We start from the raw sequence: 24,847 nt of genomic DNA, 5'->3' as shown, positions 1-24,847 counted from the left end.
CAGGCCTCACGGCGTCGTCGTACGTCCGAGAAGGTGCGGCGAGCCGTCCTTCGGGCTGGTCAGCGCGAAGGTCCAGCCGGCCTCGTCCTGCCGCGCCGCGAACGTGACGGTGCCCGGCAGGAAGACCGGCTTCTTGAAGGCCGCCTCGACCGTGACCGCGTCGGGCAGCCGGTTCTCGATGGCCGCCACGCTGCGCGCGAGCGTCCACATGCCGTGGGCGATGTGTCGTGGGAAGCCGAGCGCCTTCGCCGTCAGCGGGTGGAGGTGGATGGGGTTCGCATCTCCCGAGACCGCGGCGTAGGTGCGGCCGAGGTCGGCAGGCAGGCGCCACTCGATGCCGCCGGTCGGCGGGTCGCTGACGACGAGGCCCGGGGTCGCGTCCCCGTCGACGGAGCGTCCGCGGCGCAGGTAGGTCGACGTCGACTCCCACGCCGTGCTCCCCCCTGCCGAGGCGGTGGTGACGAAGTCGAGCAGCACGCCCTTCGCGTGCGGCCGGGGGGCACCCACCTCGGTGGTGACGTCGAGCGCCTCGCCGACGCCGATGGCCCGGTGGGCGGTGATCACGTTCTCGACGTGCACCATCCCGATGGCGGGGTAGGGGAAGGCTGCGTCGCTCATGATCGCCAGGTGCAGACCGAAGGCCAGCATGTGGGGGAACGTCAGCGGCACCACGTCCTTGCGCGGGAAGCCGCAGACGGCGGCGTACGCCTCGACGCGGGCGCGCTCGGCGACGACGTGCTCGCGTCGGTAGGCCAGCCCCGTGAAGTCGGCGGCGGGCGCCTTGCGCACGCCGGGCAGCAGGTTGGCGCCCGGCACGACGGGGAGAGCCGCGCGCAGCAGCGTGCCGATGCGACCGAGCTCGCCGGTGAGCTCCTTGGGTGTGACCATCAGGCGCCCAGCATCATCTGGCCACAGACGCGGACCACGTTGCCGTTGACCGCGCCCGAGGCGGTGCTGGCGAACCATGCGATCGTCTCGGCCACGTCGACCGGCAGGCCGCCCTGCGACATGGCGTTGAGGCGCTGGCCGACCTCGCGGGTCGCGAACGGCACGGCCGCGGTCATCTGGGTGATGATGAAGCCGGGGGCGACGGCGTTGACGGTGATGCCGCGGTCGAGCTCGTCGCGCAGGCTCTCCACGAGGCCGATCACGCCCGCCTTGGACGTCGCGTAGTTGGTCTGGCCGACGTTGCCGGCGATGCCGGCGATCGAGGCGACGCCGATGATGCGGCCGTCGTCGTTGAGCACGCCGGTGTCGAGCAGCTCGCGCGTGATCAGCTCGGGAGCGGTGAGGTTGACCGCGACGACGCTGCTCCATCGGTCCTCGGCCATGTTGGCGAGCTTCTTGTCACGGGTGATGCCGGCGTTGTGCACCACGACGTCGACGCCGCCGTGGTGCTCACGGAGGTGGTGGGCGATGCGTTGCGGTGCGTCCTTGGCGGTGATGTCGAGGACGAGGTGGTCGCCGTCGAGCTCGGACATCAGCGTCTGGAGCTCGCTGGCTGCCTGCGGCACGTCGACGCCGACGACCGTGGCGCCGTCGCGGCGAAGCACGCGGGCGATCTCCTCGCCGATGCCGCGGCTGGCGCCGGTGACGAGCGCGACCTTGCCGGCCAACGGCTGCGTCCAGTCGTCGACCTGGTTGCCCGTGGCCGCCGTGGCGCCGTGGGCGCCGATCCGCACGACCTGCCCGGAGACGTACGCCGACTTGGGCGAGAGCAGGAAGGCGAGGGTGGAGCTGGTCGCGCCGTCGGCGGCCGGTGCGACGTAGACGAGCTGCACGGTCCCACCGCGGCCGATCTCCTTGCCGAGCGATCGGGTGAAGCCCTCGAGCGCGCGCTGTGCGACGCGCTCGGAGCCCGACGCCAGCTCCGGCGGCGTACCGATCACGACCACGCGGGGGCACGACTCGAGCCGGCGCATCAGCGGGGTGAAGAACTCCTGGAGCGCGAGCAGCCCGGTCGTGTCGGTGATGCCGGTGGCGTCGAAGACGAGGGCCTTGGCGCGCGCACCGTCGGCGAGCTCGGTGGCGGAGGCGATGCCGAGGCCGTCGAGGGTGGTGGGGAGCACCTCGGTCAGGCGTCCCTGCCCGCCCAGCACGACGAGGCCGTCGACCAGGGTGGCGCCCCCGCTCCAGCGCTCGAGCGCTGTCGGGTTGGGGAGGCCGAGGTTCTTGACGACCAGCTGGCCGATCGAGGTGGACACGAAGCCTTGGTAGCGGTCACTCATGGTGGCGGGATCCCTCTTCGCTGGGTGCGGGTGCTCGGGTGGGCGGACGACATGTAACTGGTTGTGCAACTCGTCGTCCACTTTTCGTGACGTGGCCCTCACGCGGTTGGCGCGGCGGGCCGCACCGGCAAGGATATGGACATGCAGACCACCACGCGCCCCGTCGCCGTCGTCGGCGGCAACCGCATCCCCTTCGCCCGCTCCAACACCGTGTATGCCGGCGTCAGCAACCAGGAGATGCTCACCGCCGCCCTCGACGGACTCGTGGACCGCTTCGACCTGCGCGGCGAGCGCCTCGGCGAGGTCGTCGCAGGCGCCGTGCTGAAGCACTCACGCGACTTCAACCTGACCCGCGAGTCGGTGCTCGGCTCGACGCTGGCGCCGGAGACGCCCGCCACCGACATCCAGCAGGCGTGCGGCACCGGCCTCCAGGCCGCGATCCAGGTCGCCAACAAGATCGCCCTCGGCGTCATCGACGTCGGCATCGCCGGGGGCGCCGACACCACCTCCGACGCCCCCGTCGCGATCAGCGACAAGCTGCGCAGGAAGCTGATGCGGGTCAACTCCGCCAAGGACACCGCCAGTCGGCTCAAGGCCCTCGGCGCCATCCGGCCCGGCGACATCGGGCTCGACATCCCGCAGAACGGCGAGCCCCGCACCCGGCTCTCGATGGGCGAGCACGCCGCGCTGACGGCGCTCGAGTGGCGCATCACCCGGGAGGCACAGGACGAGCTCGCCGCGCGCTCGCACCACAACCTCGCCCGGTCCTACGACGAGGGCTTCCAGGACGATCTCATCACCGCCTTCCGCGGCGTCGAGCGCGACAACAACCTGCGACCCGACTCCTCGGTCGAGAAGCTCGCCACCCTCAAGCCGGTCTTCGGCAAGGGCACCGCGGCGACCATGACCGCCGGCAACAGCACGCCGCTGTCCGACGGCGCCTCGGCGGTGCTGCTGGCGAGCGACGAGTGGGCCGAGCAGCGCGGCCTGCCGGTGCTGGCGCACCTCGTCGACGCCGAGACGGCGGCCGTCGACTACGTCAACGGCCACGAGGGACTGCTGATGGCACCGGCGTACGCCGTCCCGCGGATGCTGGAGCGCAACGGGCTCACGCTCCAGGACTTCGACTACTACGAGATCCACGAGGCCTTCGCCTCGCAGGTGCTCTCCACGCTGACGGCGTGGGAGGACCCGGTGTTCTGCAAGGAGCGCCTCGGCCTCGACGCGCCCCTGGGCTCGATCGACCGCGAGAAGCTCAACGTCACCGGCTCGTCGCTCGCCGCCGCGCACCCCTTCGCCGCCACCGGCGGCCGGATCCTGCCGGTGGCTGCGAAGCTGCTCGCCCAGAAGGGGGCGGGGCGTGCGCTGATCTCGATCTGTGCTGCCGGCGGGCAGGGCGTCGTCGCGATCCTCGAGCGCTGAGCGGGCACTTCCGTCCGCCACAGAGCACCGAGCGGGCACTTCGTTCCGCCACGGAGCACTGAGCGGGCACTTCCGTCCGCCACAGAGCACCGAGCGGGCACTTCGTTCCGCCACGGAGCACTGAGCGGGCACTTCGTTTCGCCGTCAACGAAAGGAAGTGCCCGCTCGGCGGTGTCCAGCGCGACGAACCGCCCGCTCGGCGGTGTCCAGCGCGAGGAAGCGCCCGGTCAGCGGGTGAGGCGGAACCAGGTGCTCGTGCGGCCGCTCGCGTTCGAGCCGTCCGGCACCGCCGGGTCGTCCGGCACGACGGCGACCGTCCAGCCGCGGAAGGCGCGCTCGAGGTCGTGCTGGGTGGCGCCCCGCGTCTTCAGGGGCCACGACCGCGGAGGGGCGGCGTGCACCAGCACGGTGGAGCCGGGCAGTGCCAGCGCCGTGACACCACCGGCCATGAGGGTCCGGCCCGGGTCGTCGAGGCCCTGGAAGCAGCCGACGTCGAGGAAGAGGTCGAAGCCGGAGCCGACGCCGGAGTGCACGAGGTGTCGAACGTCGCCGATCACGAAGCGTGCGTCGTCGATGCCGTTGCGGTGGACTGCGACGTCGACTGCCTGGCGTACGTCGTCGACGCCGATCGCGTCCCAACCGCGGTCGAGCAGCAGCTTGGTGTGCGCGCCGCGGCCGCAGCCGAGGTCGATGGCCCGGCGGATGCCGTCGGGGCGGTCGGCCTCCTCGCGCTCGAGGAGTCGTTCGAGGGTCGGTCGGCCGGCACGGCCTGCCTTCTCCCAGGGGATGATCCCCGTGCGGTATGCGGTGGCGTAGCCGATGCCCATGTTCAGTTCCTGACCTGCGGAGACGGAAAGTACCGCTCCCTCTCGACGGTACTCCTGCTGCGGCCGATGCCCTGCTTCCGGCTGCTAGGGTCTGACCCGATCGACATCCTTTAACGAGCCGTCCCGTGAGGCGGAGAAGGAGGTCCGGCGCGCAGATGCCTGCCCCTGACAAGGCCGACCACCCGGCCCGCGACACCAGTTCCGAGAGGGCGGATCGCACCGTCCTCGACGCCCGTGACATCTCCCGGGCGCTGACCCGCATCTCCCACGAGCTGCTCGAGCGCAACAAGGGCGCCACCGACCTGGTCCTGCTCGGCCTGCACACCCGCGGCGTGCCGCTGGCGCGACGCATCGCGGAGAAGATCGCCGCGGTCGAGGGCACCCCTGTGGCCGTCGGCGAGCTCGACGTGACGATGTACCGCGACGACCTGCGCTCCCAGCCCACCCGTCGCGCCCACAAGACCGCGCTGCCGGCCGGCGGCATCGACCGCAAGGTCGTCGTCCTGGTCGACGACGTGCTGTTCTCCGGTCGCACGATCCGCGCCGCGCTCGACGCGCTGGCCGACCTCGGCCGCCCCTCCGCCGTCCGTCTCGCGGTGCTCGTCGACCGCGGCCACCGCGAGCTGCCGATCCGCGCCGACCACGTCGGCAAGAACCTGCCCAGCGCGCTGGCCGAGCGGGTGAGCGTCAGGCTCAGCGAGGTCGACGGCACCGACGAGGTGACGATCTCGTGAAGCACCTGCTCTCCGTCGACGACCTCTCGCGCGACGACATCGAGATGCTCTTCGCCACCGCCGCCGACATGCACGACGTGCAGAACCGCGAGGTCAAGAAGCTGCCCGCGCTGCGCGGGCGCACGGTCGTCAACATGTTCTTCGAGGACTCCACCCGCACGCGGTCGTCGTTCGAGATCGCCGGCAAGTGGCTCTCCGCCGACGTCATCAACGTCAGCGCCAAGGGGTCGAGCGCGTCCAAGGGCGAGAGCCTGCGCGACACGGTCCTCACGGTCTGCGCGATGGGGGTCGACGGCCTCGTCATCCGCCACCCCGCCAGCGGCGCGGCGCTGCAGGTCAGCGAGTGGGTCGATGCGGCGGTGGTCAACGCCGGCGACGGCATGCACGAGCACCCGACCCAGGCCCTGCTCGACGCCTACACGCTCCAGCGTCGGCTCGGGTCGCTCGAAGGACGCCACGTCGCGATCATCGGTGACCTCACCCACAGCCGGGTCTTCCGGTCCAACGTCCAGTGCCTGACCAGGCTCGGTGCGCGCGTCACGGTCGTGGCCCCGCCGACGCTGATGCCCAGCGGCATCGGGGCGTGGTCGGCCGCGGCAGGCTTCGAGACGTCGTACGACGTCGACGCCGTGCTGCCGGAGGCGGACGCGGTGATGATGCTGAGGGTCCAGCGCGAGCGGATGTCGGGCGCGTTCTTCCCGAGCGCTCGGGAGTACACCGTCGGCTACGGGCTCACGCGCAACCGGTTTGCCCTGCTCGGGCCGGACGTCCCGATCTGTCACCCCGGTCCGATGAACCGCGGCCTGGAGATCGCCGCCGACGCCGCTGACGCGGCCCAGTCGGCTGTGCTGGAGCAGGTCTCCAGCGGCCTGGCGATCCGGATGGCCGTGCTCTACCACCTGCTCGCAGGAGAGTCCGAAGGAGGCGTTGCCTGATGTCGCTGGTGATCGAGGGAGCCTCGCTGCTCGGCGAGCAGACCACGGACCTCTACGTCGACGACGAGGGCCGACTCGTCGACTCCGCGCCGAACGGCGCCGAGGTGATCGACGCCGACGGGCTCGTCGCGCTGCCCGGGCTCGTCGACCTGCACACCCACCTCCGCGAGCCCGGTCGGGAGGACGCCGAGACGATCCTCACCGGCTCGCAGGCGGCAGCACTGGGCGGCTACACCGCGATCCTCGCGATGGCCAACACCTCTCCGGTGACCGACACGGCCGAGGCCGCCACCCGGGTCTGGGAGCTCGGGCGCGAGGCCGGTCTCGTCCACGTGCAGCCGGTGGGCGCGGTCACGCGCGGCCTCGCCGGCGAGGAGCTCGCCGAGCTGGGCCTGATGCACCGCTCGCGAGCGCGCGTCACGGTGTTCTCCGACGACGGGAAGTGCGTCCACGACGCCCGCGTGATGCGGCGGGCGCTGGAGTACGTCAAGGCGTTCGGCGGGGTCGTGTCGCAGCACTCGCAGGACCCGGCCCTCGCCGGAGCGGCCGCGTGCTGTCACGAGGGCGAGCTGTCCGGCCGTCTCGGGCTGCCAGGCTGGCCCGGGATCGCCGAGGAGGTGATCGTGGCGCGCGACGTGATGCTCGCGCGGCACACCGGATCGCGCGTCCACGTCGCCCACGTCTCGACGGCCGGCTCGGTCGAGGTGCTGCGCTGGGCGAAGGCCCAGGGCATCAGCGTGACCGCCGAGGTCACGCCCCACCACCTGCTGCTGACCACCGACCTGCTCGCCGGCTACGACCCGACCTTCAAGGTCAACCCGCCGCTGCGCCCGCAGGAGGACGTCGAGGCGCTGCGCGCGGCGCTCGTCGACGGCACCATCGACGCCGTCGCCACCGACCACGCGCCGCACGCGCGCCACGACAAGGAGCACGCGTTCGTCGACGCAGCCTTCGGCATGGTCGGGCTCGAGACCGCGCTGGCGGTCGTGCGCACGGCGGTGCCGGACCTGTCCTGGGCCGACGTCGCGCGCGTCATGTCGAGCACGCCGGCGCGGATCGCCGGCCTGGCAGACCAGGGCCGGGCGCTGGCGCCGGGGGATCCGGCCCACGTGGTGCTGGTCGAGCCCGACGCCGAGGTCACCGTCGACCGTGATGCCTCGGCGTCGCTGTCGCGCAACAACCCGTGGCACGGGCGCAGCCTCACCTCACGGGTGGTGCACACCGTCCACGGCGGTCGGGTGACCGTCCGCGACGGCCGCCTGGCCTGACGTCAGCGACGGCGTCGCGGCCGGAGGTCGAGGACGTTGTCCTCGCCGCGGTCGCGCAGCGTCGTACGCCCTCGCGCCACCGTGACCGCGTTGCGGTCCCCGGTGAGCACGAGCCGGTCGGAGCGGGCCAGGCGCAGCACGTTGCCCGAGCCGGTGATGCGCGTGCGGAAGGACTTGCGCGCGATGACCGTGTCCGAACCCCGCAGCCGGAGCGCGTTGACGGTGTCGGCGGACAGGACCGTCGAGGTGCCCGTCAGCTCGGCGTGCTCGACCAGCCCCTCCACCTCGATCCTCGAGCCGGACCCCGACACCGACACGTGCCCCACGCTCGGCGTGGTGACAGTAACGTCCGGGCCGAGGACCTCGAGGTCGGCCAGCGGCTTGGCGGTGACGGTGTTGGCGGCCCCCTCGACGACCAGCCGGGTGGCCGACGGCATGGTGACCGTGGCGCCGTCGGCGGTGACGCGTACGACGCCGCACGTGCCGCGCAGGTCGTAGGCGATGTCGTCCCACGCCAGCACCGTCTCCTCGCCGAGCTCGCACTGCACCGGGAGCGCGAGCCCGTCGGCCTGCGCGGGTGCGACGGCGAGGGTGAGCGCGAGGAGGAGCGGGGCCAGGAACAGGAGTCGCAGGGCGCTGGTGCGGGTCATGGGGTCCTCGTCCGAGTCGGGGGAATGTGCAAACGAGAGTTACACACCGAGAGCACGCACGACGACACCCGGGGACGTGGGTCGGGTCACACCCGCGGCCCGGAAGCCACTGCCTCGTCGAAGGAGGCAGTCGAGCAAGTCCTGTCGCTCGGCGGAGGCGTGCCCGCTGGACCTGAGCCTCACGCCAGGCCCAGCTCCCGCGCCTCCTCCCACAGGTCGTCGCGCACGCTCGGGTGCGCGGCGTGCTCGATGAGGTTGCGCGCCTGCTCGCGCTCGCTGCGGCCCCACATCCACGCCACGCCCTGCTCGGTGACGACGGCGCCGTGCTGGAAGGACGTCACCGGCTCGTCGACCATCGGCACGATCGTCGAGACGTCGGCTCGGGGGTGCCAGCTGCGCAGCGCCATGAAGGCCCGGCCGCCGGGGGAGTGGCTGGCGCCGACGGTGAAGTCGGTCTGGCCGCCGAAGCCGCTGTAGATCCGGGCCCCGATCCGCGAGGCGTTGGCCTGGTCGAAGAGGTCCACCTGGAGCGCGGTGTTGATCGAGGTCATCGCCGGCTGCTGAGCGATGGCAGCCGGGGAGTTGGTGGTCTCGGTGCGCAGCATCCGCACCCGCGGGTTGTCGTCCACCCAGTCGTAGAGCTCCTGGCTGCCGAAGACGAACGACGTGCGCACGGGGGTGCCGCGGTCGAGCGCGCCGGCCTTCTCGAGGGTGAGGACCCCGTCGCTGAACATCTCGGTCCAGACCCGCAGGCCACGGCGGTCGAGGACGCCCGCGATGGTGGCGTCGGGTACCTCACCGATGCCCGCCTGGAGCGTGGCGCCGTCGCCGATCTCCGCGGCCACCCGCGAGCCGATCAGGCGGGCGTCGTCGTTGGGGGCACGGGCGACGTGGGTGGTGAGGGCCACGTCGACCTCGACCCCGAGGTCCACGTCCTCGATCGAGATCTCGGCGTCGCCGAAGGTCCACGGCATCCGCGGGTTGAGCTGAGCGACGACCACGGCGCCACGCTCGCGGGCCGCCTCGATCGCCGCGGGCAGCACGTTGACCTCCAGGCCGAGCGAGACCCGGCCGCTGTGCGGCACAGTGGTGTGCACGACCACGACGTCAGGAGCGAGGGGGCCGTGGAAGAGGCGCGGCACCATGGACAGCCGGCACGGCACGTAGGCCAGGCGCGGGTGGCGGCGGAAGCCCGGCCCGACGAAGGTCGTCTCCGGGACGATGCCGTCGTGCACGGGCAGGTCCCGTTGTGCGTTGAGCGCGTGCAGGCGTGCCTCCGGCAGCTCGGCCAGCACCGGGCCGAGCACGGTCAGCGGGGTCGCGAAGTTGCCGCTGGTGACGACCCGCGGGGGGTGGGAGAGGGAGGCGCAGTGCTCGCGCACCTCACGGACGGCCTGGTCGATCTCGACGACGAGCATGGACCCAGCGTGCCAGCATCCCGCCGAGGACCGGTGGGTCCTCCGGCCCCTCCGGCCCGGGCTCTTGGTCATCGTCCGACGCCGTCGCCGGGCGTGGACACGATGCCGCCGTGACGTCGCGCCGCTGGTAGGGTCGGCGACGGCTCGAACATCCTTTAACGATCCGTCCCGTGAGGCGGAGAAGGAGGTACGGCATGGCTCTGCCTGCCAAGAATCAGACCCCGGCGCTCATGGTCCTCGAGGACGGGCGCACCTTTCGCGGTGAGTCCTTCGGCGCCGAGGGGGAGACCTTCGGCGAAGCGGTCTTCTCCACCGGCATGACCGGCTACCAGGAGACGCTCACCGATCCCAGCTACCACCGTCAGGTCGTCGTCATGACGGCCCCCCACGTCGGCAACACCGGGATGAACGACGAGGACCGCGAGTCCTCGCGCATCTGGGTCGCCGGCTACGTCGTCCGCGACCCCGCCCGGGTGACGTCGAGCTGGCGCAGCCAGCGCACCCTCGACGACGACCTGCGCGCCCAGGGTGTGGTCGGCATCAGCGGTGTCGACACCCGTGCGCTCACCCGGCACCTGCGCGAGCGCGGCGCGATGCGCGTCGGCATCTCCACGACCGAGACCGATCCTGAGCGCCTGCTCGTGCGGGTGCGGGAGTCGGGCGAGATGACGGGCCTGAACCTGAGCGAGTCGGTGTCCACCGCCGAGGCGTACGTCGTCCCGGCCCAGGGCACCAAGCGCTTCACCGTCGCCGCGGTCGACCTGGGCATCAAGGCCAACACCCCGCGGATGATGAGCGAGCGCGGCATCGAGGTGCACGTGCTGCCCGCGACCGCGAGCCTCGCCGACGTGCAGGCGGTCGCCCCCGACGGGCTGTTCTTCTCCAACGGCCCCGGCGACCCGGCGGCGACGACCGCGCAGGTCGAGCTGCTTCAGGGTGCACTGCGCGCCGGCATCCCCTACTTCGGGATCTGCTTCGGCAACCAGCTCTTCGGCCGCGCGCTCGGATTCGGCACCTACAAGCTGAAGTACGGCCACCGCGGGATCAACCAGCCGGTGATGGACCGCACCACAGGCAAGGTCGAGGTCACCGCGCACAACCACGGCTTCGCGGTCGACGCGCCGCTGGAGGGCTCGACCAGCACCGAGTTCGGTGAGGCCACGGTGAGCCACGTGTGCCTCAACGACGACGTCGTCGAGGGCCTCGAGCTCCGTGACGCCTCCGGAGCACTGACGTCCTTCTCCGTCCAGTACCACCCCGAGGCCGCCGCCGGCCCGCACGACGCGGCGTACCTCTTCGACAGGTTCAGCGAGCTCATGACCGAGCGGAAGGGGGCCTGACATGCCCAAGCGCACCGACATCCAGAGCGTGCTCGTCATCGGCTCCGGGCCGATCATCATCGGCCAGGCCTGCGAGTTCGACTACTCCGGCACCCAGGCGTGCCGGGTGCTGCGCCAGGAGGGCCTGCGGGTCGTCCTGGTCAACTCCAACCCGGCGACGATCATGACCGACCCCGAGTTCGCCGACGCGACCTACGTCGAGCCGATCACCCCGGAGTACGTCGAGAAGGTCATCGCCAAGGAGCGCCCCGACGCGCTCCTGGCCACCCTCGGCGGGCAGACCGCGCTCAACTGCGCGATGGCCCTCGACAAGGCCGGGATCCTCGAGAAGTACGGCGTCGAGCTGATCGGCGCCTCGATCGAGGCCATCGAGCGCGGCGAGAACCGCCAGCAGTTCAAGAAGATCGTCGAGCAGCTCGGCGGCGAGTCGGCCCGCAGCGTCATCTGCCACTCGGTGGACGACCTGCTCTCCGCGGCCGACGACCTTGGCTACCCGATGGTCGTACGCCCCTCCTTCACCATGGGCGGCACCGGGTCGGGCATCGCCTACGACGAGGCGGACCTGCGTCGCATCGGCGGCTCCGGCCTCGCGGCCAGCCCGACCACCGAGGTGCTCCTCGAGGAGTCCATCCTCGGCTGGAAGGAGTACGAGCTCGAGGTGATGCGCGACCGTGCGGACAACACGGTCATCGTCTGCTCGATCGAGAACCTCGACCCGATGGGCGTGCACACCGGCGACTCGATCACGGTCGCCCCGGCCATGACGCTCACCGACCGCGAGTACCAGAAGATGCGCGACCTCGCGATCGGCATCATCCGCGCGGTGGGCGTCGACACGGGCGGCTGCAACATCCAGTACGCCGTGAACCCCGCCGACGGCCGCCTGATCGTCATCGAGATGAACCCCCGCGTCTCGCGCTCCTCGGCGCTGGCCTCCAAGGCCACCGGCTTCCCGATCGCCAAGATCGCGGCCAAGGTCGCCATCGGCTACACCCTCGACGAGATCCGCAACGACATCACCGCGCGCGAGGACGGGCAGAGCACGCCCGCCTCCTTCGAGCCCGCGCTCGACTACGTCGTGGTGAAGGTCCCGCGCTTCGCCTTCGAGAAGTTCCCCGAGGCCGACCCGACGCTGACCACGCACATGAAGTCGGTCGGCGAGGCGATGGCGATCGGCCGCAACTTCACCGAGGCGCTGCAGAAGGCGCTGCGCTCGCTGGAGAGCAAGCACGCGCCCTTCGACTGGCACAAGCACTTCGACGACGACCTGGCCTCGGAGTCCACCAAGGCGGCGCTGCTTGAGGAGATCAGCGTCCCGCACGACGGCCGGCTCAAGAAGGTCATGGACGCGATCCGCGCCGGTGCGACGCCGGAGGAGATCTTCGACGCGACCGCGATCGACCCGTGGTTCGTCGACCAGCTCGCGCTCATCAACGAGGTCGCCGTGCAGCTCATCGACGCCCCCGAGCTGACACCGGACCTGCTGCGCCTGGCCAAGCGGCACGGCTTCTCCGACGAGCAGATCGGCCGCATCCGCGGCCTGAGCGCCGACGTCGTGCGCGGGGTGCGCCACGCGCTCGGCATCCGGCCGGTCTTCAAGACCGTCGACACCTGCGCCGCCGAGTTCGCCGCCCGCACGCCCTACCACTACTCGTCCTACGACGAGGAGAGCGAGGTCCAGCCGCGCGCGGAGGGCAAGGAGGCCGTGATCATCCTGGGCTCCGGGCCCAACCGGATCGGCCAGGGCATCGAGTTCGACTACAGCTGCGTGCACGCCTCTCTCGCCCTGGGCAGCGAGGAGGGGGGCGCGGGCTACGAGACGATCATGGTCAACTGCAACCCCGAGACTGTCAGCACCGACTACGACACCTCCGACCGGCTCTACTTCGAGCCGCTCACGCTCGAGGACGTGCTGGAGATCGTCCACGCCGAGCAGCAGGCCGGCCCGGTGGCAGGGGTCATCTGCCAGCTCGGCGGCCAGACGCCGCTCGGGCTCGCGCAGGGCCTGGCCGACGCGGGCGTGAAGATCGTCGGCACCTCGCCGGAGTCGATCCACCTCGCCGAGGAGCGTGGCGCCTTCGGCCGCGTCCTGGCCGACGCCAACCTGCCCGCGCCCAAGCACGGCACCGCGACGTCGTACCCCCAGGCGCAGCGCATCGCCCACGAGATCGGCTACCCGGTCCTGGTGCGCCCGTCCTACGTCCTGGGCGGACGCGGCATGGAGATCGTCTACGACGACGCCGCACTGGAGGCCTACCTGGAGAAGTACGTCGCCAACGGGCTGATCAACGAACGTCAGCCGGTGCTGGTCGACCGCTTCCTCGACGACGCGGTCGAGATCGACGTGGACGCGCTCTTCGACGGCGAGGAGCTCTTCCTCGGCGGCGTGATGGAGCACATCGAGGAGGCCGGGATCCACTCCGGCGACTCCTCGTGCGCGCTGCCGCCGATCACGCTGGGGCGCGAGGAGATCGACCGGATCCGCCGCTCCACCGAGGCGATCGCCCGCGGTCTCGACGTCCGTGGCCTGCTCAACATCCAGTTCGCACTGGCCTCCGACGTGCTCTACGTCCTCGAGGCCAACCCGCGTGCCTCGCGGACGGTGCCGTTCGTGTCCAAGGCGACCGCCACCCCGCTCGCCAAGGCCGCGGCCCGGGTGATGCTGGGGGAGTCGATCGCCGACCTGCGCGCGATCGGCGTCCTGCCGGCCACCGGTGACGGCGGGCACCTGCCCGACGGCTCGCCCATCGCGGTCAAGGAGGCGGTCATGCCCTTCGACCGCTTCAAGACCGCCGACGGCCGCACCGTCGACGCGCTGCTCGGGCCGGAGATGCGCTCGACCGGTGAGGTGATGGGCTTCGACGCCTTCTTCGGCACGGCCTTCGCCAAGGCCCAGGCCGCGGCCTACGGCTCGCTCCCGCTCTCGGGCAAGGTCTTCGTGTCGGTCGCCAACCGCGACAAGCGGCACATGATCTTCCCGGTCAAGCAGATCGCCGACATGGGCTTCGAGATCCTCGCCACCGCCGGCACCGCCGAGGTGCTGCGACGCAACGGCGTCACCGCAACGGTCGTGCGCAAGCACTCCGAGGGCGAGGGCCCCGACGGCGAGCCGACCATCGTGGGTCGCATCTGGGCCCGCGAGGTCGACCTGGTCATCAACACGCCGCACGGCGCGACCAGCGGTGGGTCCCCGCGCATGGACGGCTACGACATCCGCACCGCCGCCGTGTCGACCGACATCCCCTGCATCACCACGATCCAGGGCCTCGGGGCAGCCGTGCAGGGCCTGGAGGCGATGCGGCGCGGTGACATCGGCGTGCGCTCCCTGCAGGACTGGGCTGCCCAGCTGCGCCCGTCGGCCCCGTCGGCCCCGTCGGGGGAGGCGTGAGGGTGCGTCCCTACGACGTGCTCTTCGAGCGGGGCCTGACCCGCTTCGACGCCGAGCGCATCCACCACGCGGCCTTCCGGGCGATCCGGGTGGCGCAGCCCGTGACGAGCAGGCTCGTCGGCACGCCCACGGAGCGTCGAGTGGGCGCGTCCGCACAGGTGCAGGCGATGGGGATCACCTTCCCGCACGCCCTCGGGCTGGCGGCAGGCTTCGACAAGAACGCGGTGGGCATCGACGGGCTGGCCGCGCTCGGCTTCGGGCACGTCGAGGTCGGCACGGTCACGGGGGAGGCGCAGCCGGGCAACCCGCAGCCGCGCCTGTTCCGGCTCACCGTCGACCGCGCGATCGTCAACCGGATGGGCTTCAACAACGACGGCGCCGAGGTCGTCGCGCGCCGCCTCGCAGCGTGGCGCGAGGGCGGTGGCTCGACGGTCCTCGGAGTCAACATCGGCAAGACCAAGGTCGTGCCGGAGGACGAGGCCGTCGGTGACTACGAGAAGTCGGCCGGGCTCCTCGCACCCCACGCCGACTACCTCGTCGTCAACGTCTCCTCGCCCAACACCCCCGGCCTGCGCGACCTGCAGGCGGTCGAGAAGCTCGAGCCCCTCCTCGCCGCCGTACGCCGTCGCGCCGACGAGGTCAGCCCCGCCCGCCGGGTGCCGCTGCTGGTGAAGATCGCCCCGGACCTCAGCGACGATGACGTCCTCGCGGTCGCCGACCTCGCGCTCGCGAGCGGCCTCGACGGCATCATCGCCACCAACACGACGATCAGCCGCGACGGCCTCGCGAGCAGCGCGGCCGACGTGCAGCGCGTCGGCGCCGGCGGGCTGAGCGGCCGGCCGCTGACGCAGCGCTCCGAGGACGTCGTACGCCTCCTGCGCGGGCGAGTGGGTCGCGAGCTGACCCTGATCGGCGTCGGTGGCATCACGACCGTCGACGACGCCCGCCGCCGCCTCGCAGCGGGCGCGGACCTGCTGCAGGCCTACACGGCCTTCGTCTACGAGGGCCCGCTGTGGCCGCGCCGGATCGTGCGGGGTCTCGCCCCGGATGCCTGATGCCCGTGCCTGAGGTGAGGACGCCCGTCCACGTCGAGGGGGAGGTGGTGGCCACCAAGCGCGTCGGTGCCCACCGCCACCTGACCCTCACGGCGCCGGGCGTGCCCGAGCGGTTCCGGGCGGGCAACTTCGTCGCGGTCAGCGTCCCTGGCCATGTCGCGCGCCGGGCGCTGTGGATCCACCGCGTGCGCGCCTCGAGCGCGTTCGGCCCGACCCTCGACGTGGTGCTCGAGGCCCGCGGGGCGGGGACGTCCTGGCTGGCGGCCCAGCCGGTCGGTGCGCGGGTGCCGATCACCGGCCCGCTCGGACGCGCGTTCGCGCTGCCGAAGGACGCGGTCTCCTGCCTCCTCGTCGGCGAGGGCTACGCCGCGGCACCGCTCTTCCCGCTCGCCGAGCGCCTCCGCGAGCGCGGCTGCGCTGTGTCCCTCGTGGTCTCGGCACCTGACGAGTCCCGGCTGCTGTCGGCCCTGGAGGCCCGCCGCGCCGTGCGGTCCGTCACCGTCCTCACGGCGGACGGCTCGGTCGGCCAGCGCGGTCGGGTCGCCGACCACGTCGACGAGCTGCTGCGCCGCGCCGACGCCGACGTCGTCTACGCCACCGGCCCCGCCGAGGTGCTGCGGGCGTCCGCCGCTGCCGCGGAGCGGGCAGGTGCGTGGAGCCAGGTGGGCCTGGAGGTCTCGGCGCTGTGCGGCACCGGCCTGTGCCACGGCTGCCCGCTCCCGGTGGTCGGCGAGGACGGCGTGGACCGCGTGGTGCGTGCCTGCACCGAGGGGCCGGTCGTCAGGGGCGACCGCGTCCGGTGGGACGCGCTGTGAGTGCCTACGTGCCCGGGCCGGTCATGGTCGCCGCCGGCTGCGGCGGCACGGGTCGGGAGCTCGAGCCCTTCGCCGGACCCGACGGCCTCGCGGGTCTCGACTTCGTCACCCGCTCGCTGACCCTCGACCCGCGGGCGGGCGGTGCCGGACCGCGTCTCGTCGAGGTCCCGGGCGGGCTGGTCAACGCTGTCGGCCTGCCCAACCCCGGCCTCGAGCACTTCTTGGCCACCGAGCTGCCGTGGCTCGTGCGCGCCGGTGCGCGGGTCCTGGTCTCGATCGCGGGCGCCACGATGGGGGAGTACGCCGACCTGGCGCGGCGGCTGAGCCGTGCTCCCGGCGTTGCGGGGCTCGAGGTCAACCTGGGTGCTCCCGACGAGGTCGGTGCCGGGCTCTTCGAGGTGCGCGAGCCCTACCACGCAGCCAGCGTCATCGCCGCCGTGCGACGCGAGTTCCCCTCCGACCGGCCGGTGCTCGCCAAGCTGCGGCCCGACGTCTCGCGGGTCGTGGAGGGCGCGCGGTCGTGCCACGAGGCGGGCGCCACCGCGGTCGTGATCGGCAACGCCGTGCCGGCCGCCTTCCCGGACGGACGGGCGGGCGGCCTCAGCGGCCCTGCCGTGGGCCCCGTCGCGCTGCGCTGCGTCGCGGAGGTGCACCGGGCGTTGCCCGCGGTGCCCGTCATCGCCTGCGGCGGCGTACGCGACCTCACCTCCGCCCGCACCTACCTCGCCGTCGGTGCCAGTGCCGTGCAGGTCGGCACCGCCCTGCTCCACGACCCCACCACCGTCGCCCGGCTGCGGGCGGACCTCGCAGCCCACCACCAGGAGGACGCATGACCCCGTTCGGCACCCGCCTCGCCCGCGCGATCGACGAGCGCGGCCGCTTCTGCGTCGGCATCGACCCCCACGCGGCGCTGCTCGAGCAGTGGGGCCTGCCCGACGACGTCGCCTCGCTGGAGCGCTTCGCGCTGACCGTCGTCGAGGCGGTGGCCCCGGTGGTCAGCGTGGTGAAGCCCCAGAGCGCGTTCTACGAGCGGTTCGGGAGCCGGGGGATCGCCGTCCTCGAGCGCGTCATCGCCGAGTCCCGCGACGCCGGCGCGCTGGTGCTGCTCGACGTCAAGCGCGGCGACATCGGGTCGACCAGCCAGGCCTACGCCGACGCCTACCTCGACCCGGCCTCGCCGCTGGGCTCCGACGCCATCACCGCCAGCCCCTACCTCGGCTTCGGGTCGCTCGACCCGATGGTCGAGGCGTGCCACCGCCACGGCGGCGGGCTCTTCGTCCTGGCGCTCACCTCCAACAAGGAGGGCCCCGAGGTCCAGCACGCCCGCTCCGGTGGGCGCACCGTGGCCGGGACCGTCCTCGACCGCCTCCGTGCGCTCAACGCAGGGGCAGAGCCGGTGGGCTCCTTCGGCGCAGTCGTCGGTGCCACCATCGGCGCGACGGACGAGGACCTCGACGTCAACGGTCCCTTCCTGGTGCCCGGCTACGGCGCGCAGGGCGGCACGGTCGCGGACCTGACGCGCATCTTCGGCGCCGCCTCGAGGTGGGCGCTGCCCAGCTCGTCGCGCGAGGTGCTGGCCGCCGGACCGGACGTCGGTGCGCTGCGCGACGCCGCCCTGCGCGGCAACGACGCCGTGCGAGGCTTGGGGGCGTGAGACTGCTCGCCGCGCTCCTCCTGCTCCCGCTCGCCGCGGGATGCTCCGGTGACCCGCAGGAGGACTACTGCGAGCGGGTCGAGGGGCACCAGGCGGCGCTGACCGCGGTGGCGGCGTCGGAGGACATGGCGGCGATCTTCGACGCCCTCGACGCCTACGACGACCTGTCCGAGCACGCGCCCCGCGACGTCGTGGACGACTGGGACGCCGTCGTCGACCCGCTCCACGCCCTCGAGGACGTGCTGGACGCCCACGACGTCGACGCCACGACGTACTCCGCGAAGGAGCCACCGGCCGGGCTCGACGCCGGGGCCCGGCGCGAGATCGAGGCCGCCGCACGGGCAGTCGGATCCGAGCGCACGGTGACCGCGATGGCCGCGGTCGAGCAGCACGCGCTCGACGTCTGCGGCACGCCGCTCTCGCGCTGAGCGGGGCGTGCCTGTCGCGCACGTCACCTCGCGGTGGCGATCGTGCCGGCTCGATTGCCTGCCCCGTCGGGACCTGACTAGATTGAGCCGCACCCACCGCCGGACCCATTCCTCGCGACCCTGAAGGACAGCTTTCGTGGCCTTGCCCCCTCTGACGCCCGAGCAGCGCCAGGCAGCCCTGGACAAGGCTGCGGCCTCCCGACGCGAGCGGGCCGAGGTGAAGAACCGCCTGAAGAACTCCGGCGGCTCGATCCTCGACGTGCTCAAGGAGGGCCAGACCAACGAGGTCATCGGCAAGATGCGGGTCGTCGAGCTCCTGCAGTCGGTGCCCGGCCTGGGCCGGGTACGGGCGCGCCAGGTGATGGAGCGCCTAGGAATCGCCGAGAGCCGTCGCGTGCGCGGTCTCGGGGTCAAGCAGGTCGCCGCGCTCGAGCGCGAGTTCGGCCCCGACGCGTCGTGACCGAAGCCGCTCCCACCACCCCCACCCGTCGTTCGCGCCTGATCGTCCTGGCCGGTCCCACCGCCGTCGGCAAGGGCACCGTCGCCGCCGCCGTGCGCGAGACCCACCCCGAGGTCTGGCTGTCGGTCTCGGCCACGACGCGTCGCCCGCGCCCCGGTGAGGAGAACGGCGTCCACTACTGGTTCGTCTCCGACGAGGAGTTCGACGCCATGATCGAGAAGGGCGACCTGCTGGAGTGGGCAGTGGTCCACAAGGCCGCGCGCTACGGCACACCCCGCGGTCCGGTCGACCTCGCCCTGGCCTCGGGCCAGCCCGCGATGCTCGAGATCGACCTGCAGGGCGCGCGCCAGGTGCGCGAGACGATGCCCGAGGCGCTCTTCGTCTTCCTCAAGCCCCCGTCGTGGGACGAGCTCGTACGCCGTCTCGTCGGCCGCGGCACCGAGACCGAGGCCGAGCGCGAACGCCGCCTGGAGACCGCGCGCGCCGAGCTGGCGGCCGAGAGCGAGTTCGACGTGACCATCGTGAACCACGAAGTTCACGCTGCCGCCGACGAGTTGGTAGCCTTGATGGTTGGACCTGATCCGCACCGCCCGATCTGACTAGCGAGGCACCAACACCGTGGCATCTCCCACCATCGCCGCCGAGGGCGTCACCAACCCCTCGATCGACGACCTGCTCACCAAGACCGACAGCAAGTACAAGCTGGTGCTCTACAGCGCCCAGCGCGCCCGCCAGATCAACGCCTACTACTCCCAGCTCGGCGAGGGCCTCCTGGAGTACGTCGGCCCGCTCGTCGACACCCACGTGCAGGAGAAGCCGCTCTCGATCGCGCTCCGCGAGATCAACGACGACCTCCTGACCTGCGAGGACATCGACCCCGCCGCCGAGGCCGCCGCCGAGGCCGCTGCCGCCGGCGACGCCACGGAGTGACGCGAGCCTCTCGATGACCGCACAGGTCGTCCTGGGGGTCTCCGGCGGGATCGCGGCCTACAAGGCCTGCGAGCTGCTGCGCCGGTTCACCGAGTCGGGGCACGACGTCACCGTCGTGCCCACGGCTGCGGCGCTGGAGTTCGTCGGGGCGCCCACGTGGGCGGCCCTGTCGGGCAAGCCGGTGTCCACCGAGGTGTGGACCGACGTGCACGCCGTGCCCCACGTGAGGATCGGGCAGGCCGCAGACCTGGTCGTGGTCGCGCCGGCGACCGCCGATCTCATCGCCAAGGCCGCCCAGGGTCTGGCCGACGACCTGCTCACCAACACGCTCCTCACGGCCCGCTGCCCGGTCGTGCTCGCGCCGGCGATGCACACCGAGATGTGGGAGCACCCGGCCACCCAGGCCAACGTGGCCACCCTGCGCCGGCGCGGCGTCGTCGTCATCGAGCCGGCCGAGGGCCGGCTCACCGGCACCGACACGGGCAAGGGACGCCTGCCCGACCCCGCGGAGATCTTCGAGCTCGCACGCGGTGTGCTTGACCGCGGCGTCGGAGCACCGGACCTCTCCGGGCTGAAGGTCGTCGTCTCGGCCGGCGGCACCCGTGAGTACCTCGACCCCGTGCGCTTCCTCGGCAACCGCTCCTCGGGCCTCCAGGGCTACGCCCTCGCCCGGGCTGCCGCCTCGCGCGGCGCTCACGTCACCCTGGTCAGCGCCAACGTGTCCCTGCCCGACCCGGCCGGCGTGAGCGTCGTACGCGTCGAGACGACCGACCAGCTGCGTGACGCCGTCGTCGCCGCGACCGCCACCGCGGACGCCGTGGTCATGGCCGCAGCCCCGGCGGACTTCCGTCCCACGACGGTCAGCGACGCGAAGATCAAGAAGGCCGAGGACGGCTCGGCGCCGTCCATCGCGCTGGTGCAGAACCCCGACATCCTCGCCGAGATCTCCCACGAGCGGGGCCGCGCGGGAGCGGTCGTGGTCGGTTTCGCCGCGGAGACCGGCGACGCGACCGGGTCGGTGCTCGACCTCGGCCGGGCCAAGCTCGCCCGCAAGGGCTGCGACCTGCTCGTCGTCAACGACGTGAGCGGCGGGGCGGTCTTCGGCAGCAACGACAACGAGGCGGTGATCCTGGGCGCCGACGGCGGCGTCGTCGAGGTGCCCCACGGCAGCAAGACCGCGCTCGCGCACGTGATCTGGGACGAGGTCCTCCGGCGATTCGCCGGGTGAGACGTGCGTCCCGGATGCTGGGCAGCAGGTAGGTTTGACCCGACTTTCCCACACGAGAATTGAGAGCACTGTGGCTGGACGCCTCTTCACCTCCGAGTCCGTGACCGAGGGTCACCCGGACAAGATCGCCGACCGGATCAGCGACTCGGTCCTCGACCACCTGATGTCCGAGGACCCCGACCGCGCCAACCTCCGCGTCGCGGTCGAGACGCTGCTCACCACCGGGCTCGTGGTCGTCGCCGGCGAGGTCCGCACCACGGCGTACGCCCCGGTCGCGGACATCGTCCGCAAGGCCATCCTCGAGATTGGCTACGACTCCTCGGACAAGGGCTTCGACGGCACGACGTGCGGCGTCCAGGTCGCCATCGGCGCCCAGTCGAGCGACATCGCTGCGGGCGTCGACGCCGGCCACGAGTCGCGGGTCGGCTCGAGCGAGGACGAGCTGGACAAGCGCGGCGCCGGCGACCAGGGCCTGATGTTCGGCTACGCCTGCGACGACACGCCCGAGCTGATGCCGCTGCCGATCACGATCGCCCAGCGCCTCGCCCAGCGGCTGACCCAGGTCCGCAAGGACGGGGTGCTCGACTACCTGCGCCCCGACGGCAAGACGCAGGTCACCATCGAGTACGACGAGGACGACCGCCCGGTGCGCATCGACACCGTCGTCCTGTCGACCCAGCACGGCCCCGACATCGAGCACGCCCAGCTCGAGGCCGACATCAAGCAGCACGTCATCGACCCGGTCCTCGCGTCCTTCGACATCCCCTCCGACGGCTACCGGATGCTGGTCAACCCGACCGGCACCTTCGTCATCGGCGGTCCGATGGGTGACGCCGGCCTGACCGGTCGCAAGATCATCGTCGACACCTACGGCGGCATGGCCCGCCACGGCGGCGGCGCGTTCTCCGGCAAGGACCCGTCGAAGGTGGATCGTTCCGCGGCCTACGCGATGCGCTGGGTCGCCAAGAACGTCGTCGCGGCAGGCCTGGCCCGCCGCTGCGAGGCGCAGGTGGCCTACGCCATCGGCAAGGCGGCCCCGGTCGGCGTCTTCATCGAGACCTTCGGCACCGGTGTCGTCAGCGACGAGCAGATCCAGGACGCGGTCCTCGAGGTGTTCGACCTGCGCCCGGCCGCGATCATCCGCGACCTCGACCTGCTCCGCCCGATCTACGCCCAGACCTCGGCCTACGGCCACTTCGGCCGCGAGCTGCCGGAGTTCACCTGGGAGTCGACCGACCGCGCCGAGAAGCTGAAGGCTGCTGCGGGGATCTGAGGCCCTGCTCGGGATCCCCGGCTGACCGGGGATCCCTGAGGATGTCAGGCCGTGCAGCAGCCGACAACCTCAGCGGGAGCCTGACAACCCCGAGCAGGCGAGGCGGTGGGCGTCGGACCGTCGTACGTCGCTGACACAATCCACCGCATGAGCGATCACGAGGCCCCGGAAGCAGACATGCTCCCGGGGCTTCGTGCCGCCGTGGACGACGCCCGCGCCAAGGCGGCCGCCACGCGCCGGCGGAGGGCCGCGTCGTGGGAGCCGGCCGAGACCGACCCGGTGGCGCGGGTGCTCGTCGACATCGCGCTGGCCCACCTCGACCGCCCCTTCGACTACGCCGTGCCGCGCGCGATGGCCGACACGGCCGTCCCCGGGGCGCGGGTGAAGGTGCGGTTCGCCGGCCAGGACGTCGACGGCTTCGTCGTCGAGCGCACCAGCCAGACCGACCACACCGGCACCCTCCAGCCGCTGCGGCGCGTGGTCAGCCCCGAGCCCGTCCTCGCCCCCGAGGTCGCGGAGCTGAGCCGGACGCTCGCCCACCGCTACGCCGGGGCCCGCTCCGACGTGCTCCGGCTCGCCGTGCCGCCACGGCACGCGACCGCGGAGAAGGCCGCCTCCGTGGCGGCTCCGCCGCCCGTCGCCCCGACCGGTCCGTCCCGATGGTCAGGGGTCGAGCACGCCGACGCCTTCCTGCGCCGCCTGGCTGCGGGGGAGTCACCCCGCGCTGCGTGGTCGGCCGCGCCGGCGGACGACTGGCCCGCGATGCTGGCCGAGGTCGTCGCGACGGCGTACGCCGCGGGGCAGGGCGCGCTGGTGTGCGTGCCCGACGCCCGCGACGTCGCCAGGGTCGCCGCCGCGCTCGACGCGCAGCTCGGTCAGGGCCACCACGTGTGCCTCACCGCCGACGTCGGTCCGTCCGCGCGCTACCGCGAGTTCCTCGCCGTCTCGCGTGGGGCCCGCCGCGTCATCGTCGGCACCCGCGCTGCGGCCTTCGCGCCCGTCCACGACCTCGGCCTGGTTGTGGTGTGGGACGACGGTGACGACCTCCACGCCGAGCCGCGCGCCCCCTACCCCCACACCCGCGACGTGCTGCTGACCCGCGCCGCCCAGCAGTCGACGGCCGTCCTGCTCGCCGGGGTGGCCCGCACCCCCGAGGTGCAGCAGCTGGTGGCGTCCGGGTGGGTCCACGAGCTCTCCGTGCCGCGCGCTGAGCTCCGCCGCCGGGTCCGCGTCGAGGCGGTGCCGGGCGAGGACCGCTCGATCGGCACCCGCGTCCCGCGCGCCGCCTACGACGCCCTGCGCGCCGGGCTGGAGTCGGGCCCGGTGCTGGTGCAGACCCCGCGTGCCGGCTACGCCGCGTCGCTGGCGTGCGACACCTGCCGGGCACCGGCGCGTTGCACGGCGTGCACGGGACCGCTGACGATCCCCGGACCGGCGGCGCCGCCGCAGTGCCGGTGGTGCGGCCGCGTCGAGTCCGCGTGGACGTGCCCGACCTGCCGCGGCCGGGGCCTCCGGGCCCCGGTGCGCGGAGAGGCGCGTACGGCCGAGGAGCTGGGCCGGATGTTCCCCGGCACGACCGTGCGCAGCTCCAGCGGCGAGCGGGTGCTCGACCACGTCGGAGGGACGCACGACATCGTCGTGGCCACCGTCGGCGCGGAACCGGTGGCGGAGGAGGGCTTCGCCGCCGTGCTGCTGCTCGACACCTGGCTGACGCTGACCCGCGACGACCTGAGGGCGGGCGAGGAGGCCCTGCGTCGCTGGCTCAACGCCGCAGCCCTCGTGCGCCCGGGCGGTCACGTGGTGGCGGTCGGCGACCCGGCCCATCCGGCGCTCCAGGCGCTCGTGCGCTGGGACCCGGCCGGGTTCGCGCGACGCGAGAGCGAGGAGCGCGCCGCCGCCCACCTGCCGCCAGCGGCGAGGATCGCGACCGTCACCGGCGAGCTGGGAGCCCTCGACGACGTGCTCCACCTGCTCGACCTCCCCGACGGCGCCGAGGTGCTGGGCCCGGTGCCGCTCGAGCACGACCCCGGGGAGCACCGCGTGGTGCTGCGGGTGCCACGGTCGCGGGGGACGGCACTGTCGGAGGCGCTCGGCGACCTGCAGCGGCTGCGCTCGGCCCGCAAGCTGGAGGCGGTGCGGATCCAGGTCGATCCGCTCAGCCTCTAGCGCCGATGGGACCCTGTGCGGGTCCGTCCCTAGACTTGGGTGCCTTCCGAGCCCAGCAGTCCCAGGTCCCAAGGAGTTCCGTGGCCGTCCAGCCCATCCGCCTCTTCGGCGATCCCGTGCTGCGTCAGCGCGCGATCGAGGTCGACAGCTTCGACCGCGAGCTGCGCCAGCTCGTCACCGACCTCACCGACACGATGCTGGCCGCACCGGGCGCGGGCCTCGCTGCGCCGCAGATCGGCGTCGGGCTGAGGGTCTTCACCTGGAACGTGCACGGTGAGGTCGGCCACCTGGTGAACCCGACCCTCGAGCTCTCTGACCAGACGCAGGACGGCGCCGAGGGGTGCCTGTCCCTGCCGGAGCTGACCTACGACTGCCTGCGCGCGCTGTCGGTCGTGGCCACGGGCTTCGACGTGCACGGGGAGCCGGTCCGCATCGAGGCATCGGAGCTGCTCGCTCGCGCCATGCAGCACGAGACCGACCACCTCGACGGCATCCTCTTCATCGACAAGCTCGACACCGACGCCCGCAAGGCGGCGATGAAGGAGATCCGCGAGTCCGAGTGGTTCGGCCTCGAGCGGCCGACAGTCCGCGTCAGCCCGCACGCGACCCACGGGTTCGCGCGGTGAGC

Annotated in this window: 23 protein-coding genes; 18 read left to right on the top strand and 5 right to left on the bottom strand. The window is 72.6% G+C overall.

Translation table 11 applies throughout. The features are described from left to right. Positions 1–6: 6 nt before the first annotated feature. A complete protein-coding gene (locus K4G59_RS17450) occupies positions 7–888 on the bottom strand; it encodes a MaoC/PaaZ C-terminal domain-containing protein (protein ID WP_231252331.1) in 882 nt (293 codons plus the stop codon). Further along, positions 888–2,228: a 3-oxoacyl-ACP reductase gene (locus tag K4G59_RS17445; protein WP_231252330.1), complete on the bottom strand. Its 1,341-nt coding sequence runs from the start codon at positions 2,226–2,228 to the stop codon at positions 888–890. Before K4G59_RS17445 ends, K4G59_RS17450 begins: the two co-directional genes overlap by 1 nt. A gap of 141 nt (positions 2,229–2,369) precedes the next feature. On the opposite strand from K4G59_RS17445, the gene K4G59_RS17440 reads away from it, so the two are divergent. Further along, positions 2,370–3,650, top strand: coding sequence for an acetyl-CoA C-acetyltransferase (locus K4G59_RS17440; protein ID WP_231252329.1), 1,281 nt, complete (start codon positions 2,370–2,372; stop codon positions 3,648–3,650). A gap of 227 nt (positions 3,651–3,877) precedes the next feature. Here the strand turns inward: K4G59_RS17440 and K4G59_RS17435 are convergent, their stop codons facing one another. Continuing rightward, a complete protein-coding gene (locus tag K4G59_RS17435) occupies positions 3,878–4,477 on the bottom strand; it encodes a class I SAM-dependent methyltransferase (protein WP_231252328.1) in 600 nt (199 codons plus the stop codon). A gap of 155 nt (positions 4,478–4,632) precedes the next feature. On the opposite strand from K4G59_RS17435, the gene pyrR reads away from it, so the two are divergent. The 3 genes from pyrR to K4G59_RS17420 are packed head-to-tail and all read left to right on the top strand — an operon-like array spanning position 4,633 to position 7,414. Next, positions 4,633–5,211 (top strand): bifunctional pyr operon transcriptional regulator/uracil phosphoribosyltransferase PyrR, encoded by a 579-nt coding sequence (gene pyrR / locus K4G59_RS17430; protein ID WP_231252327.1) that lies wholly within the window; start codon positions 4,633–4,635, stop codon positions 5,209–5,211. Beyond that, a complete protein-coding gene (locus K4G59_RS17425) occupies positions 5,208–6,146 on the top strand; it encodes an aspartate carbamoyltransferase catalytic subunit (protein ID WP_231252326.1) in 939 nt (312 codons plus the stop codon). The genes pyrR and K4G59_RS17425 overlap by 4 nt, the downstream gene beginning before the upstream one ends. Next, a complete protein-coding gene (locus tag K4G59_RS17420; RefSeq protein WP_231252325.1) occupies positions 6,146–7,414 on the top strand; it encodes a dihydroorotase in 1,269 nt (422 codons plus the stop codon). Before K4G59_RS17425 ends, K4G59_RS17420 begins: the two co-directional genes overlap by 1 nt. A gap of 2 nt (positions 7,415–7,416) precedes the next feature. Here the strand turns inward: K4G59_RS17420 and K4G59_RS17415 are convergent, their stop codons facing one another. Both K4G59_RS17415 and K4G59_RS17410 read right to left on the bottom strand, forming a co-directional pair. Next, on the bottom strand, positions 7,417–8,064 hold the full coding sequence (locus K4G59_RS17415) for a hypothetical protein (RefSeq protein ID WP_231252324.1): 648 nt from the start codon (positions 8,062–8,064) through the stop codon (positions 7,417–7,419). Between the two features lie 179 nt (positions 8,065–8,243). Continuing rightward, a complete protein-coding gene (locus tag K4G59_RS17410) occupies positions 8,244–9,482 on the bottom strand; it encodes an acetyl-CoA hydrolase/transferase family protein (RefSeq protein WP_231252323.1) in 1,239 nt (412 codons plus the stop codon). Positions 9,483–9,676: 194 nt separating this feature from the next. Between K4G59_RS17410 and carA the strand changes: the two genes are divergently transcribed. The 14 genes from carA to def all read left to right on the top strand — a co-directional run bounded on the left by carA (position 9,677) and on the right by def (position 24,845). Beyond that, positions 9,677–10,822, top strand: a complete 1,146-nt coding sequence (gene carA / locus K4G59_RS17405; protein WP_231252322.1) for a glutamine-hydrolyzing carbamoyl-phosphate synthase small subunit — start codon at positions 9,677–9,679, stop codon at positions 10,820–10,822. A 1-nt stretch (position 10,823) separates the two neighbouring features. Next, the gene (gene carB, locus K4G59_RS17400; protein ID WP_231252321.1) at positions 10,824–14,210 is read left to right on the top strand and encodes a carbamoyl-phosphate synthase large subunit; all 3,387 of its coding nucleotides are present in this window, start codon (positions 10,824–10,826) and stop codon (positions 14,208–14,210) included. Beyond that, positions 14,207–15,265 carry a quinone-dependent dihydroorotate dehydrogenase gene (locus tag K4G59_RS17395; protein ID WP_231252320.1) on the top strand — a complete coding sequence of 353 codons (1,059 nt, stop codon included), beginning with the start codon at positions 14,207–14,209 and terminating at the stop codon, positions 15,263–15,265. The genes carB and K4G59_RS17395 overlap by 4 nt, the downstream gene beginning before the upstream one ends. 5 nt (positions 15,266–15,270) lie before the next feature. After that, positions 15,271–16,080 (top strand): iron-sulfur cluster-binding protein, encoded by an 810-nt coding sequence (locus K4G59_RS17390; RefSeq protein WP_231252319.1) that lies wholly within the window; start codon positions 15,271–15,273, stop codon positions 16,078–16,080. Continuing rightward, entirely contained in the window at positions 16,077–16,913 is an 837-nt protein-coding gene (locus K4G59_RS17385; RefSeq protein ID WP_231252318.1) for a nitronate monooxygenase, read from the top strand. Before K4G59_RS17390 ends, K4G59_RS17385 begins: the two co-directional genes overlap by 4 nt. Next, on the top strand, positions 16,910–17,734 hold the full coding sequence (gene pyrF / locus K4G59_RS17380) for an orotidine-5'-phosphate decarboxylase (protein WP_231252317.1): 825 nt from the start codon (positions 16,910–16,912) through the stop codon (positions 17,732–17,734). The genes K4G59_RS17385 and pyrF overlap by 4 nt, the downstream gene beginning before the upstream one ends. Next, positions 17,731–18,162, top strand: coding sequence for a hypothetical protein (locus tag K4G59_RS17375; protein ID WP_231252316.1), 432 nt, complete (start codon positions 17,731–17,733; stop codon positions 18,160–18,162). Before pyrF ends, K4G59_RS17375 begins: the two co-directional genes overlap by 4 nt. Before the next feature lie 136 nt (positions 18,163–18,298). Continuing rightward, a complete protein-coding gene (gene mihF / locus K4G59_RS17370) occupies positions 18,299–18,622 on the top strand; it encodes an integration host factor, actinobacterial type (RefSeq protein ID WP_207085293.1) in 324 nt (107 codons plus the stop codon). Beyond that, positions 18,619–19,221, top strand: coding sequence for a guanylate kinase (gene gmk, locus K4G59_RS17365; RefSeq protein WP_231252315.1), 603 nt, complete (start codon positions 18,619–18,621; stop codon positions 19,219–19,221). Before mihF ends, gmk begins: the two co-directional genes overlap by 4 nt. Before the next feature lie 19 nt (positions 19,222–19,240). Next, positions 19,241–19,552 (top strand): DNA-directed RNA polymerase subunit omega, encoded by a 312-nt coding sequence (gene rpoZ / locus K4G59_RS17360; RefSeq protein WP_231252314.1) that lies wholly within the window; start codon positions 19,241–19,243, stop codon positions 19,550–19,552. A 13-nt stretch (positions 19,553–19,565) separates the two neighbouring features. Continuing rightward, positions 19,566–20,780 carry a bifunctional phosphopantothenoylcysteine decarboxylase/phosphopantothenate--cysteine ligase CoaBC gene (coaBC, locus tag K4G59_RS17355; protein ID WP_231252313.1) on the top strand — a complete coding sequence of 405 codons (1,215 nt, stop codon included), beginning with the start codon at positions 19,566–19,568 and terminating at the stop codon, positions 20,778–20,780. A gap of 70 nt (positions 20,781–20,850) precedes the next feature. Continuing rightward, entirely contained in the window at positions 20,851–22,053 is a 1,203-nt protein-coding gene (gene metK / locus K4G59_RS17350) for a methionine adenosyltransferase (protein ID WP_231252312.1), read from the top strand. 147 nt (positions 22,054–22,200) lie between these two features. Continuing rightward, entirely contained in the window at positions 22,201–24,219 is a 2,019-nt protein-coding gene (locus K4G59_RS17345) for a primosomal protein N' (protein ID WP_231252311.1), read from the top strand. Positions 24,220–24,299: 80 nt separating this feature from the next. Next, positions 24,300–24,845 (top strand): peptide deformylase, encoded by a 546-nt coding sequence (gene def / locus K4G59_RS17340; protein WP_231252310.1) that lies wholly within the window; start codon positions 24,300–24,302, stop codon positions 24,843–24,845. Positions 24,846–24,847 lie beyond the last annotated feature (2 nt).

It is taken from the genome of Nocardioides furvisabuli, from assembly GCF_021083185.1.
In the GTDB taxonomy this organism is placed as follows: domain Bacteria; phylum Actinomycetota; class Actinomycetes; order Propionibacteriales; family Nocardioidaceae; genus Nocardioides; species Nocardioides furvisabuli.
The sequence above is the reverse complement of the archived record's forward strand: the minus strand, read 5'-3'. Positions and strand labels throughout refer to the sequence as shown.

Coding starts and splice junctions, on each gene's coding strand:
- carA (WP_231252322.1), top strand. CDS start 9,677: ATGGCTCTGCCTGCCAAGAATCAGACCCCGGCGCTCATGGTCCTCGAG.
- pyrR (WP_231252327.1), top strand. CDS start 4,633: ATGCCTGCCCCTGACAAGGCCGACCACCCGGCCCGCGACACCAGTTCC.
- pyrF (WP_231252317.1), top strand. CDS start 16,910: ATGACCCCGTTCGGCACCCGCCTCGCCCGCGCGATCGACGAGCGCGGC.
- carB (WP_231252321.1), top strand. CDS start 10,824: ATGCCCAAGCGCACCGACATCCAGAGCGTGCTCGTCATCGGCTCCGGG.
- K4G59_RS17435 (WP_231252328.1), bottom strand. CDS start 4,477: ATGGGCATCGGCTACGCCACCGCATACCGCACGGGGATCATCCCCTGG.
- K4G59_RS17345 (WP_231252311.1), top strand. CDS start 22,201: ATGAGCGATCACGAGGCCCCGGAAGCAGACATGCTCCCGGGGCTTCGT.
- K4G59_RS17410 (WP_231252323.1), bottom strand. CDS start 9,482: ATGCTCGTCGTCGAGATCGACCAGGCCGTCCGTGAGGTGCGCGAGCAC.
- coaBC (WP_231252313.1), top strand. CDS start 19,566: ATGACCGCACAGGTCGTCCTGGGGGTCTCCGGCGGGATCGCGGCCTAC.
- K4G59_RS17450 (WP_231252331.1), bottom strand. CDS start 888: ATGGTCACACCCAAGGAGCTCACCGGCGAGCTCGGTCGCATCGGCACG.
- K4G59_RS17415 (WP_231252324.1), bottom strand. CDS start 8,064: ATGACCCGCACCAGCGCCCTGCGACTCCTGTTCCTGGCCCCGCTCCTC.
- K4G59_RS17440 (WP_231252329.1), top strand. CDS start 2,370: ATGCAGACCACCACGCGCCCCGTCGCCGTCGTCGGCGGCAACCGCATC.
- K4G59_RS17420 (WP_231252325.1), top strand. CDS start 6,146: ATGTCGCTGGTGATCGAGGGAGCCTCGCTGCTCGGCGAGCAGACCACG.
- K4G59_RS17445 (WP_231252330.1), bottom strand. CDS start 2,228: ATGAGTGACCGCTACCAAGGCTTCGTGTCCACCTCGATCGGCCAGCTG.